The organism is Geminocystis sp. GBBB08 (assembly GCF_016743215.1).
Taxonomy (GTDB): Bacteria; Cyanobacteriota; Cyanobacteriia; order Cyanobacteriales; family Cyanobacteriaceae; genus Geminocystis.
In genome coordinates this window covers 1-11,842 of record NZ_VRZC01000003.1, presented here as the reverse complement: position 1 = coordinate 11,842, position 11,842 = coordinate 1, and the positions used below count along the sequence as shown (strand labels likewise).

Here is an 11,842-nt window from a genome sequence, read left to right as displayed (position 1 = left end):
TATTCCTTTAGAGAATTTTATGTCTGACTTAAATCGTGGCATCATGAAGTTTGATGGTGCAGACAAGCCTATTATTATCGGTATTTCCGCTGTCGTTATTCTGGGAAGCATTATCGCTTTAATTATCTGGGCACTTAAATTTGCCTATGTTGTAGTTTAAATTTAATTATTTTTCAATAATTCAAAATAAGTTATTATTTACCTCTATTTTATCTTTTTTCAATGGTAACTTAGGGGTTTTATTCTACAACATAAATTCTATTTTATCTCTTTGTCTTTTCTATTGCAATCCTAAATCATTCGGGAAGAATTAAAGACTAAAAAATAAATCTGTAAATCTTACTATACCTTAAAGCTGACTACTGAAAGCTGATAGCTAACACCTCTTTAAATCTTATAACTCACATAGGATTGCTATATAACTAACCTTTGCATCTTGCTAAACATTCAAAAACTATTAACTAAAAAATGGCACAATTTATTAACCGTCAAATAGTGTGTTTAGATAGTACCAAAAATTCTTTATATTGTGAAGTTATTGAAGTAATTAATGAGCGTAAAATATGTTGGGTTAGACCTATACTTTTAGTTGATTTACAAGCTCAAAATCATAATTATTTTTCTCAGAAAGATACCATTCATGATTTACGTTTTACTTCTGATTTATTATGGAACATTAATGATTTTAGAATAGTTTTTGATACTGAATATATAGAATTTTTATCTGAGTTACAAGAGTTTCAATTTGACGAAAATAAGTTAATCATTGCTAAACAAAAATTAAGACTTTTTATGGAAGAAATTCTTAATAATTAAAAATTAGGAAATGACAAGATGCCTAAAGTAAAACTATTAACTACTAACTATTTTTATGGCGACAAATAGAGAATATCAAGAATGGGAAAGACGCATAAATAAAGCTCGAAAAAATCATCAACAAAAGAGTAGTTTTATTTCAAATTTATTGATAATAATTATATTTTTATCTTTTGGGTTGACGATTAAAAATTATCCACAATTTTTTGGCTTAAATTCTGAATTATTAACCTGGAAAAATATTGCTAACTTTTTGTCTTTTTCTCCTAATTCTCTTAAATTCATCACAGAAGAATTTGTTACAAAAATTGATGAACCTATTGTTATTAATAATCCTGTTAATCTTCAAGAAAAAAGATTTACTAGTATTGATAATACTGCTAGAAATATTCAATATAATGGCAATTCTGTTCAAGAGTTAGCTAATATTTTATCTCAATATGCTGACACTGAAGAAGAAAAAGCTCGAATTATTTATACATGGATTACCGATAATATTACTTATGATGTAGCGGCTTTAGCTGATTTATTTGAAAACAATATTTATCCTGATATAAAAGTTGAAACTGTCTTAAATACTCGATCAACTATTTGTTCTGGTTATGCTAATTTATATCAACAATTGGCTCAATATATGGGGTTAAAATCTGTTATTGTTACTGGATATGCTAAAGGTATTAACTATGTTGTCGGAGATGATAATGAAGTTAATCATGCTTGGAATGCAGTTAAAATTAATCAAAACTGGTATATAATTGATACTACTTGGTGAGCAGGTACTGTTAGTAATAATGTTTTTTATGCTAATTTTAATCCCTATTATTTTGCCACAAAACCAGAGGAATTTGTTTATAGTCATTTCCCTGAAAATCCCCAATGGCAATTATTAAATATACCTATTTCTCGTTCTCAATTTGATACTTTACCTGATGTTTCTTCTACTTTATTTGAATATGATATAAAGTTAGTTAGTCATAAAAATTTTAAAATTAATACTAATAATCGTCTTAATATTACTTTAAATGCTCCTACAAATGTTGTGGCGATCGCCAAATTAAAATCAGGAGAAAAAGAGTTATCAGATAATTATACTTTTGTGCAGAAACAGGGAAAAAATATTATAGTTAATACGGGGTTTCCTGAAAAAGGGGATTATGAATTGGAGATATTTGCGAAACCAAAAGATGGTAGTAATAATTATCCTTTAATAGTAACGTATCAAATTTCGGCAAGTAGTAGTAGCGATAAATTTCCGACAACTTTTAAACATTTTGTTGATAATAATGGTTATTTAGAATCACCGTTAATGGCGAATTTATCTGCCAATCCAAGTACTTATTTTAAACTAAAAATTGATTCAGCAATAGAAGTAAAAGTATTTAATCAATCAACTAATCAATGGCAAGATTTAACCCGTTATGGAAATGTTTTTACGGGGAATATCAATATAGATTCAGGAAAAATAATCGTATTTGCTAAATTTCCAGAGGATTCCCGTTATTGGGCTTTATTAGAATACAAATAAACAATAAAAAACAAGGGATATTTGAAAACCCCTTGCTATGTTTTAGATAAAAGTATCTGAAATTGATACTTACACAACAAATTAAAAATAAAAAATTACTCAACCGCAGACGGAATAAGCTCTTCATCTAGAGCAGTGGCATGAGAATCTGTGTTATCATTAGATACTACAGAAACAATTTCACGATCATCCCTGGGATTATTTTCAATAGTTACATCTTCTTCCGCCGAAATACCTTCTAATTCTGCTGGATCTATAGTAGTAGTGTCACCTGCTAATAATTTTTCTCTGAATTTAACCGCCATTTCTTCGGCTTTTTCAAAGACTAAATCACGATTTTTAAGCATATCACCTGGTTCGGGTTCTAATTGCTTAGTGGAGAGAGAAATACGTCCTCTTTCAGCGTCTAAGTCAATAATCATCACTTTTAACTCATCATTAACATTAAATACACTATGAGGAGTATCAATATGATCATGAGAAATTTCGGAGATGTGTAATAAACCGCTAACACCACCAATATCGATGAAAGCACCATAAGGTTTAATACCACGAACAGAACCAATTACTACTTGGCTAACTTCTAAGCCGTTCATCTTGCGTTCAACTAAGGCACGACGATGACTGAGGACAAGACGATTACGCTCTTCATCGACCTCTAAAAATTTGAGAGGTAAATCTTGACCAACTAAATCTTCTTTAGTATCTTTAGCACTAATATGAGATCCTGGTATAAAACCTCTTAAACCTTCAACTCTGACTAATGCACCACCACGATTAGTAGCGAAAACATTAGAATAAACAGTAGCATCTTCTTCTTGTAATTGACGAACTCTCTGCCAAGCACGCATATACTCAATACGACGAATAGAAAGAGTTAATTGACCATCTTCATTTTCATCGGTTAGAATAAAAAACTCTCTAGTTTCATTAGATTGTAATACCTCTTTGGGATCATCAACTCTATTGATAGAAAGCTCTTGAACAGGAATATAAGCGGCGGTTTTTGCTCCTATATCAATCAGAGCTCCCCTTGGCTCCATACTAAAAACAGTTCCAGCAACGATGTCACCAGGACTGAAATGATAATCATATTGATCTAATAAGGCGGCAAAGTCTTCATGGGTAAAGCCGATATTATTATTATTATTTAGGGTTTGTGTCTGACTGACCATAGGCATTTCATTTATTGTTTCAAATTTACTTACTATTGCTATAATTTTAAATCCCTCCTCAGAAACTTAAAGTTTACTCAAGTTTACTGACTAATTGATATTCTCATTATTTTGATAATGAATTTTAATCACTGTCCAAACAATCTATAATTACTTATTTAGTTTTTTAGATATTTGTACTCACAACTAAGTGATGATTGACATGGATTAAGATAGAAACATTGACCAAGTTATCAACTTTTAATGGTTAATTTTCTTGGTAACATTCATGTTGGACTGATTCCTTTTAGGAAAAACTGGGTTGGTGAATAATAGCCAATTATCTAATCTAACACTAAAAAGGTGCAATTTTTCACTTATATCAATATTATTTTAAAATAGTTCTATTCTTGTTAAAAGTCCACAAGCAAAAACCATCACCGAAGTAGCGCAAATCATCGGTAAACATTGAGTTATCATTCAATACTGGTTAAGATGTTATCAAATCGAAGGAATTGAGAGATTATTAAAGGATAAAAAGGCATTTAACGGTATTGGTGAAACTTTTGAAACGGTTTAATCATAATTATTAAATATAAATATCAGTTCAAGCAATTTTTTTCGCAGCCTATATATCGAAAACACATATTAACAGAAATCCCGAAATTATAAATCAAATTTATCTATCAGTGTTAAAATTTATCATGAATCTATCGAAGACAAATAAATATTGATCGTATTCTCATAATTTACAGAGCATTACTATATTTTAATATCCCATAATTTGCTGGGAGGAAAAGAATGTTTAATTGGTAAAAAAATACCTTCACTAATCCATTATTTTATCTAGGGGGAAAAGCAATTTCTTTAGGATGGGTTTTTCAAACTATATTACTACTAATAATAGTAACTATTATAGCCAAAATTTTAAAAAATACTTTAAAATATAAAATACTTTTAAGTTTAAAAATAAGTGAGAGTAATAGAGAAGTTATTTCCACATTTATAAGTTTTATGATTGCCACCATTGGCTATCTAATTGTTATTTATATAATGGGCATAAATTTAACCTCTTTAGCCGTCATAATTGGTAGTTTAGGCGTTGGTATTGGCTTTGGTTTTCAGGAATTAACTCGTAATTTAATTAGTGGTATTACTTTATTAGGAGAAGGCAAATTAAGAGTAGGAGATTTGATCGAATTTCAAGGAAAATTGGGTTATATTATGGAAGTTTCTATTCGTTGTACAGTGATCAAAATGTTTGATGATTCTGAATTAATTATACCTAATACAGAACTAACTAATAATAGTGTAACTAATTGGAATTATAGTAATTGTCAAGGTAGAATTCAAGTACCAATAGGAGTAGCTTATGGCAGTGATTTATTACTTGTCACTGATGTTTTATTGCAATCAGCTCTTATGGTAAAAGAAGTTTTATCAACTCCGCCACCTCAAGTTATTTTTCTGGGTTTTGGCGATAATTCCCTCAATTTTTCATTATGGGTATGGGTAGAAAAAATCAATTTTCGAGCGGCAATTACCAGTTCTTTACTATATGTTATTGAATATAATTTTAGGCAAAATAATATTATTATTCCCTTTCCTCAAAGAGATATTTGGTTACATAATGTTAATAATAAAGATGATATAAAAATTACCCCTAACACAAATATTAACAATGAAAAACATATCAAATATTTACTATTAAAAGTTAGTCTCTTTCATAATTTTAATGACTTGCAACTAATTCGTTTAATAGAATCAAGTGGTCAAAAATATTTACAACCTGAAGAAACTTTAATAGAACAAGGGCAATATGGAGATTTTTTTGCTATAGTTTTAGAAGGAGAAATAGAAGCAATTTTTATTGGAAAAACTACTCAAAAATCACTATTCTTCTTTGAAGAAGGACAATATTTTGGAGAATTACCTTTACTTTTAAAAACTCCTTATCCTAGCACAATGAAAGCGACAAAACCCACAAGATTATTATTAATCAAAAAAGAAAATTTCTATCATCTCATCAAAGAATACCCTTTTTTAGCAGAGCAAATTATTCAAGAATTAAATCTGCGTCAAGATATGATTCAAGATTATCAACAACAATTACAAGAAATAGGTTTATTATCACAAGAAGAAAATAAAAATCCTTTATATTTAATTCGTCAATGTTTCCAACAAATTTTTACCACACCATTAGACATCATATCTTAACAATCTAACCTCTCCAAATTTCTTTTAATCGCTGATCTCTACCGCAACGATAACGATAATATTTATATAAAAGGGGATTTTTTTTGTAATAATCTTGGTGATAATCTTCCGCCGGGTAAAAGCTAGAAATAGTCTTAATTTCGGTGAAAATTGGTTTATTTAATTGTTTTGCAACTTTTTCTTTACTTTCTTCCGCTAACTTTTTTTGTGCATCATTATGGTAAAAAATAGCACTGCGATATTGATTCCCTACATCGCAGAATTGTCGGTTTTGTACCGTCGGATCGATATTATGCCAAAAAACTGTTAATAATTGACTATAATTAACCAATTTACTATCATATTCGATTTCTACCGCTTCTGCATGACCAGTGTTACCTTTACTTACTTGTTTATAGGTAGGATTTTTGAGATTTCCTCCCGTATAACCTGAAGTAGTCGATAAAACTCCCTTGATTTCATCGAAAGGAGATTCCATACACCAAAAACAACCCCCTGCAAAAGTAGCTTTTTCAATTTTAATGGTGTCGGCTTCAGCAAAATGTGTTATTATCAAGAATGCAAAAATTATAATGAATAATCCCTTGTAAAATTTGCCCAATAGTATTCTTAATTGTCTATCGGTACGGAAAAAAAGTAAAATAAAGCAAAACAAAGAAACGCTAAATAAGAATAAAAACATTGTAAATTGATTGATTTGTAATAATTAAAGAATTTTTAGTTAGTTTTTTCAGGAACAAATTTTAAAGCAACACCATTATTACAGTAACGTTTACCAGTCGGTTTTGGTCCATCATTAAAAACATGACCTTGATGACCACCACATCTAGCACAATGATATTCTTTGCGAGGAATTACTAATTTAAAATCTTTTTTTGTTTCAATGGCGTTGACAATTGTTTCATAAAAACTAGGCCAACCAGTGCCACTATTATATTTAGCAGTAGAATTAAATAGCGGTAAATCACACCCAGCACAAGCATAAATTCCCTTTCTTTTTTCATCATTTAAAGGACTAGAAAAAGGTTTTTCAGTACCCTCTTTTCTTAAAACTTTATATTGTTCATTGGTAAGTTTTTGTTTCCATTGAGCATCAGACAAAGATATTTTTTGAGGTTTATTTTCAGCAGATTTAACTTCTTTTATGCCTAAAAATAAAGGAACACTTGATAACATTATAGAGAAAAAAGTTCGTCTTTTCATATTTGTTATATATTTATGGTGAAAATATTTTTTAGTTGACAATTTTATTGAAGGAATAAGCATATTTTAACTTACTAATTCATCTAAAGAATTAATTTTTCATTAATAATTACTGATTACCGTATCAGAAAAGTCGGTAAAACCTTAAACTTTTTCTCACATTAGATTGTTATAGTAAAAATATCGTTAAATCCGAGGAAAAGAAAATGATTACAATTCGTCCATCAGCAGAAAGAGGAAACCTTAATTTTGGTTGGTTAGACACAAAACATACTTTCTCTTTTGGTAGTTATTATGATCCTAAATATACTGGTTTTGGCAATTTATTAGTGATTAATGAAGATATTATCGCGCCTGGTCAAGGTTTTGGTACTCATGGACATCAAGATATGGAAATTGTTACCTATGTAATAGAAGGAGAGTTAGAACATAAAGACAGTATTGGCAATATAGCCACAATTCCTCAAGGAGAAGTGCAAAGAATGACAGCGGGTACTGGTATTCGTCATAGTGAGTACAATCACTCTCAGGAAAAATCTGTACATTTATTGCAAATTTGGATTACTCCTAACACAAAAGATTTAACTCCTAGTTATGAACAAAAATCATTTTCTCAAGCAGAAAAACAAGATAAACTTTGCTTATTAGCTTCTAATGATGGTAGAAAAAACTCGTTAAAAATTCATCAAAATGTGGATTTATTTGGGTGTATATTGGGTAATGATAAAACAATCAACTATCAATTAAAAAATAATGATTATAGTTGGATTCAAATTGTAAAAGGAGAATTAAATGTTAATGAAAAAATTTTAAAAACTGGTGATGGACTTGCCATTAAAGAAGAAAATAAATTAATTTTAAAATCATTTCAAGAAAACACTGAGTTTTTATTATTTCACTTTCAATGAAGATTTATAACCCACATTCTGTATATTTTAAGAGATTACTAAAGCGGAAATTGGGACAAAAATAAATAAAGGTGGGCAATGCCCACTCTACGATGATTTTATGATTTTAGTCATATTTTAAGCAATAGCCATCAACTCCGAAACTAATCCCACTTTCTTGTTATAGAACCCATTTGGGATCTTTTTTAAGAAGAGATCGCTAATTGTTGATAGAACCCAATTACTTAATTTAGATGGTATTGAAGTAACAGATTATCACAATTCTGACCATGAAATTATTATAGAAGTTTAGATGAAAGATACTGAAGAATTAAAAATAACTGAGAGAGAAAAATTATTAAAAAGCATGAAAGGATGTAAATATATTTTATTAAAAAGAGAAGAAGATTTGAGAGAAGACAAAGGCATGTTAACTTAGGCAAAGAAGCATTACTATTCACCAAACATAAAGCAGGATTAATCTATAAGCCATTAATAGCATTAGTCATCGCTTGTAAAGAAGTCTGAAAAATATTAGTTTTGTCAAAATATAATCATGAAGATAACTACTATCCATTTTCCGCTAAGATAACTAATAATAATCTATACTCAAAATCTATTTATTGATCAATGCTTCCTAATAAAGTAAAAGTTCTTCGTCCTGAAGGTATTCTTGATAATGCCAAATCTAGTCTATTTCGTCAACAGATAAGTGATTTAATCAGTGAAGGTACTAATCTTATTCTTATTGATTTCAAAAAAGTAACTTTTATGGACAGTTCTGGTTTAGGTGCTTTAGTACTAATTTTAAAAATGATTCGTAGTAGTGGTGGGCGATTATTTTTAATGTCTTTAAATGATCAAGTTAAAATGTTATTTGATTTAACTAATATGGGGAATATTTTCGAGATTATTGAAGATAAATCAGAATTAGAAGAAAGATTGAGAAATTTTTAAATAATAAACAATCAAACTTTATAAATTTTGTCATGTTATTTAATAATATAGCGATCCTAAATCATTTGTGAAGAATTAAAGATTAAAAAATAAATCTGTAAATCTTATTATATCTTAAAGCCGACCACTGAAAGCTGATAGCTAACACCTCTAAAAATCTCAGAACTCACATAAAATTGCTATATTATTGCAGTAAAAACAACAAAGAATTAGTCATCAATTTGGATAACTTTATTATGGCTAGATAATCCATGTTTTATAGTTATTTGAGCTTTTTTTATTTTAAATTTTTGTGCAATTATTTCCCTTAATTCTTGATTTGCTTTTCCATCAATGGGGGCTGATTTTAAATGTATAATCCTAATACCTTCAGGATTTTTTTCTATTTTTTGTTGTTTAGATTTAGGCTTTACTTTAACATTAATTTTCATCTTTAATAACTTTAATTAATGCTTCAATTTCAGTTTCTAAAGTCAAATAATGAATACAAGCCCTAAGACAATAAGGATTAACTAATGTACGCAAATAAAACCCCTTTTCTTCCAAAATTTTCACCATTTTATTGGCATCTTTTCCGTTTTTCAAATAAAAAGACACTAACCCCGATTCTGGTGCAGTATGTTTTAAACATTCAATGCCTTCTATCTTCGTTAATTGTGTCCATAAATAATTACTTAATTCACAAATACGATGGTAACGTTGCTCTATTGTACCCCACTGTTGATGCACGGCGATCGCCTCTTTTAAAGCAGTAAACAAAGGATAAGCAGAAGTTGCCACTTCATAACGACGACTATCATCGGCAAAAGGTAAATCAGTTTTAGAGTAATTTAATCCACGCCAACCGATAAAAGTAGGAGAAACAGAAGTAATTAAATCTTGCCTAACATAAAGAAAGCCTACCCCCGCCGCACCACATAACCATTTATGCCCCGTGCAACCATAAAAGTCAACCTCCGATTCTATTAAATTTAAAGGTAAACTTCCCACAGATTGCGCACCATCCACTAATACTTGAATTTGTTGTTGACTATAAGTATAGTTATGACATACCGAAACAATTTCCTTTAAAGGTAAAACTTGTCCAGTATTCCATAGAATATGACTGATAACCACTAATCGAGTATGGGGAGTTAGATGATTTTTGATAACTTCGACAGGATTATCATGATTAAGAGTATCAATAATTGGACAAGTAACGATTTTAACCCCAAAACGACGACTAATTTCTTTAACAATAGCAATGATTCCATAATGTTCAGCATCTGTTAATAAAATTTCGTCTTCTTTTTGCCATTCAATACCCCATAAAGGAATATTACAACTAACACTAACATTTTCTGTTAAAGTGATGCTTTCTGAAGTCACCCCAATCTCCGAGGCGATGGATTTTTTCGCTGTGCTAATATTTTCTTCTATCCAACTATTCATTTTTAAACCAAAAGGACCAACTTTATCAATATGCTCGTAACTATCAATAATTTTTTGTAAAGCAGATTGAGGTAAAATTCCTTGCCCTCCAAAATTAAAATAAAATTTATCCTTTAAACCCAAAAATTGTTGTCGATGTTGTTGAATATCTTGCATAAATAGAAAAAATAAAAATCAACTAAAAGCTCAAAGATAAATAATATCAGGATTTTAGTTCTATTTGTTGATTTAACGTATCCTAGCCAATGGGGAATAGGCAATAGGCAATAGGCAATAGACAATGGGCAATGGGCAATAGGCAACGATGCTCAAACCCCTTGCTAGAATTAGAGTATGTAATTGTATAATTCTTCCCTATGTTTCCTAACTCCTAACATTGCCTTGACTCAAACGTTTACCTCTTCTTTCTTCCTTATCTCCCATAGTTAACTTAGATGCGTCTGGAGCTTAGTACTAAGTAATATAAAAATTATATTCAAAAATCTTTTTATAACAAAAACATATATCACTTATAAAAAAAAATCAATACCATTTATAGCTTTTCAGGAACATTTAGCTGTATCATTATTTTCATAGACTAAAATCAATGATTTTTTAAAAAATCATAGTCTTTTGTGAATATAAAAACCACTATGACTTTATTGCTATAAGGAGGTTAAATGTCCAATTTTTCCCGTCGTCGATTTTTAACTACTGCTGGAACTACTGCAGCTACAGCTATTTTTTTAAAAGGATGTTTAGGAAATCCTCCCGAACCTCGTAGTACTAGTAGTACCCCTAGCACCCCAGTTGCAACAACAACTTTGACACCAGAAATGACTCCCGAAACTCCTGTTATAAAATTGGGATTTGCTCCGATTTTTGAAGCTGCTCCTTTAATTGTGGCTAAAGAAAAAGGATTTTTCGCCAAATATGGCATGAATCAAGCCGAAATAGCTAAACAAGCTAACTGGGGCTCGGCAAGAGACAACGTTGAAATTGGTTCAGCCGGTGGTGGTATAGATGGAGGACAATGGCAAATGCCGATGCCTTATCTTATCTCTGAGGGATTGATCACCAAGAATAACGTCAAAATACCGATGTATGTTCTTGCTATGTTGAACACTCAAGGTAATGGTATTGCGATCGCCAAGAGTCAAGAAGGTAAAAATATCACCTTAGATATGAGTAAGGCAAAAGATTATATAGTCGGTTTAAAGCAATCAGGAAAGCCATTTCGAGCTGCCTTTACCTTTCCCAAAGCCAATCAAGATTTTTGGATTCGTTACTGGTTAGCCGCTGGAGGGATTAATCCTGATACAGATGTAAATTTAATGACTGTACCTGCTGCCCAAACGGTAGCAAATATGAAAACAGGTTCGATGGAAGGATTTAGTACAGGCGATCCTTGGCCTACCCGTATTGTTGCCGATGGCATTGGTTTTATGCCAGCATTGACGGCTCAAATGTGGGCAAATCATCCTGAAGAATATCTTGCTATTCGTGCTGACTGGGTGGACAAAAATCCCAAAGCGACAAAAGCAGTACTCAAAGCGGTAATGGAAGCTCAACAATGGTGTGATACTCAGAGTAATCGATCGGAATTAGCACAAATACTGTCTGGTGCTAACTATTTTAATGTTCCTGCAACAATACTCGAACCAGCTTTAATG

At 30.5% G+C, this 11,842-nt stretch carries 14 protein-coding genes; 9 read left to right on the top strand and 5 right to left on the bottom strand.

What is annotated here, in order from left to right:
* Window positions 1-19: 19 nt before the first annotated feature.
* From FWJ34_RS00815 to FWJ34_RS00800, 4 genes are all read left to right on the top strand, one after another.
* Window positions 20-160, top strand: coding sequence for a hypothetical protein (locus FWJ34_RS00815; RefSeq protein WP_308253379.1), 141 nt, complete (start codon window positions 20-22; stop codon window positions 158-160).
* 308 nt (window positions 161-468) lie between these two features.
* The gene (locus FWJ34_RS00810; protein WP_308253378.1) at window positions 469-816 is read left to right on the top strand and encodes a hypothetical protein; all 348 of its coding nucleotides are present in this window, start codon (window positions 469-471) and stop codon (window positions 814-816) included.
* Between the two features lie 55 nt (window positions 817-871).
* Window positions 872-1,588 (top strand): transglutaminase domain-containing protein, encoded by a 717-nt coding sequence (locus tag FWJ34_RS00805; RefSeq protein ID WP_308253377.1) that lies wholly within the window; start codon window positions 872-874, stop codon window positions 1,586-1,588.
* A 267-nt stretch (window positions 1,589-1,855) separates the two neighbouring features.
* Entirely contained in the window at window positions 1,856-2,341 is a 486-nt protein-coding gene (locus tag FWJ34_RS00800) for a hypothetical protein (protein WP_308253375.1), read from the top strand.
* A gap of 95 nt (window positions 2,342-2,436) precedes the next feature.
* Here FWJ34_RS00800 and FWJ34_RS00795 read toward each other — a convergent pair whose 3' ends face one another.
* Complete coding sequence (locus FWJ34_RS00795) at window positions 2,437-3,516, bottom strand: 30S ribosomal protein S1 (protein ID WP_308253374.1); 1,080 nt, start codon at window positions 3,514-3,516, stop codon at window positions 2,437-2,439.
* A gap of 1,032 nt (window positions 3,517-4,548) precedes the next feature.
* Between FWJ34_RS00795 and FWJ34_RS00790 the strand changes: the two genes are divergently transcribed.
* The gene (locus FWJ34_RS00790) at window positions 4,549-5,712 is read left to right on the top strand and encodes a mechanosensitive ion channel domain-containing protein (RefSeq protein WP_396231602.1); all 1,164 of its coding nucleotides are present in this window, start codon (window positions 4,549-4,551) and stop codon (window positions 5,710-5,712) included.
* Between the two features lie 4 nt (window positions 5,713-5,716).
* Here FWJ34_RS00790 and msrA read toward each other — a convergent pair whose 3' ends face one another.
* On the bottom strand, window positions 5,717-6,268 hold the full coding sequence (gene msrA / locus FWJ34_RS00785) for a peptide-methionine (S)-S-oxide reductase MsrA (RefSeq protein ID WP_308253371.1): 552 nt from the start codon (window positions 6,266-6,268) through the stop codon (window positions 5,717-5,719).
* Between the two features lie 161 nt (window positions 6,269-6,429).
* Complete coding sequence (gene msrB, locus FWJ34_RS00780; protein ID WP_308253370.1) at window positions 6,430-6,915, bottom strand: peptide-methionine (R)-S-oxide reductase MsrB; 486 nt, start codon at window positions 6,913-6,915, stop codon at window positions 6,430-6,432.
* A 206-nt stretch (window positions 6,916-7,121) separates the two neighbouring features.
* On the opposite strand from msrB, the gene FWJ34_RS00775 reads away from it, so the two are divergent.
* The 3 genes from FWJ34_RS00775 (at window position 7,122) to FWJ34_RS00765 (ending at window position 8,759) form a co-directional block, all read left to right on the top strand.
* Window positions 7,122-7,823 carry a pirin family protein gene (locus FWJ34_RS00775; RefSeq protein ID WP_308253369.1) on the top strand — a complete coding sequence of 234 codons (702 nt, stop codon included), beginning with the start codon at window positions 7,122-7,124 and terminating at the stop codon, window positions 7,821-7,823.
* Window positions 7,824-8,115: 292 nt separating this feature from the next.
* Window positions 8,116-8,241 (top strand): hypothetical protein, encoded by a 126-nt coding sequence (locus FWJ34_RS00770; RefSeq protein WP_308253368.1) that lies wholly within the window; start codon window positions 8,116-8,118, stop codon window positions 8,239-8,241.
* A 191-nt stretch (window positions 8,242-8,432) separates the two neighbouring features.
* Window positions 8,433-8,759, top strand: a complete 327-nt coding sequence (locus FWJ34_RS00765; RefSeq protein WP_308253367.1) for an STAS domain-containing protein — start codon at window positions 8,433-8,435, stop codon at window positions 8,757-8,759.
* A 209-nt stretch (window positions 8,760-8,968) separates the two neighbouring features.
* On the opposite strand, the gene FWJ34_RS00760 is transcribed toward FWJ34_RS00765, so the two are convergent.
* Both FWJ34_RS00760 and FWJ34_RS00755 read right to left on the bottom strand, forming a co-directional pair.
* On the bottom strand, window positions 8,969-9,190 hold the full coding sequence (locus FWJ34_RS00760) for a DUF167 domain-containing protein (protein WP_308253366.1): 222 nt from the start codon (window positions 9,188-9,190) through the stop codon (window positions 8,969-8,971).
* The gene (locus tag FWJ34_RS00755) at window positions 9,180-10,346 is read right to left on the bottom strand and encodes an aminotransferase class V-fold PLP-dependent enzyme (RefSeq protein ID WP_308253365.1); all 1,167 of its coding nucleotides are present in this window, start codon (window positions 10,344-10,346) and stop codon (window positions 9,180-9,182) included. Before FWJ34_RS00755 ends, FWJ34_RS00760 begins: the two co-directional genes overlap by 11 nt.
* Window positions 10,347-10,849: 503 nt before the next feature.
* On the opposite strand from FWJ34_RS00755, the gene FWJ34_RS00750 reads away from it, so the two are divergent.
* On the top strand, window positions 10,850-11,842 hold a 993-nt coding region (locus FWJ34_RS00750; protein ID WP_308253363.1), incomplete at its 3' end, for a CmpA/NrtA family ABC transporter substrate-binding protein.

Coding starts and splice junctions, on each gene's coding strand:
- FWJ34_RS00790 (WP_396231602.1), top strand. CDS start 4,549: ATGGGCATAAATTTAACCTCTTTAGCCGTCATAATTGGTAGTTTAGGC.
- FWJ34_RS00775 (WP_308253369.1), top strand. CDS start 7,122: ATGATTACAATTCGTCCATCAGCAGAAAGAGGAAACCTTAATTTTGGT.
- FWJ34_RS00765 (WP_308253367.1), top strand. CDS start 8,433: ATGCTTCCTAATAAAGTAAAAGTTCTTCGTCCTGAAGGTATTCTTGAT.
- FWJ34_RS00815 (WP_308253379.1), top strand. CDS start 20: ATGTCTGACTTAAATCGTGGCATCATGAAGTTTGATGGTGCAGACAAG.
- FWJ34_RS00805 (WP_308253377.1), top strand. CDS start 872: ATGGCGACAAATAGAGAATATCAAGAATGGGAAAGACGCATAAATAAA.
- FWJ34_RS00770 (WP_308253368.1), top strand. CDS start 8,116: ATGAAAGATACTGAAGAATTAAAAATAACTGAGAGAGAAAAATTATTA.
- FWJ34_RS00810 (WP_308253378.1), top strand. CDS start 469: ATGGCACAATTTATTAACCGTCAAATAGTGTGTTTAGATAGTACCAAA.
- FWJ34_RS00795 (WP_308253374.1), bottom strand. CDS start 3,516: ATGGTCAGTCAGACACAAACCCTAAATAATAATAATAATATCGGCTTT.
- FWJ34_RS00755 (WP_308253365.1), bottom strand. CDS start 10,346: ATGCAAGATATTCAACAACATCGACAACAATTTTTGGGTTTAAAGGAT.
- msrB (WP_308253370.1), bottom strand. CDS start 6,915: ATGAAAAGACGAACTTTTTTCTCTATAATGTTATCAAGTGTTCCTTTA.
- FWJ34_RS00760 (WP_308253366.1), bottom strand. CDS start 9,190: ATGAAAATTAATGTTAAAGTAAAGCCTAAATCTAAACAACAAAAAATA.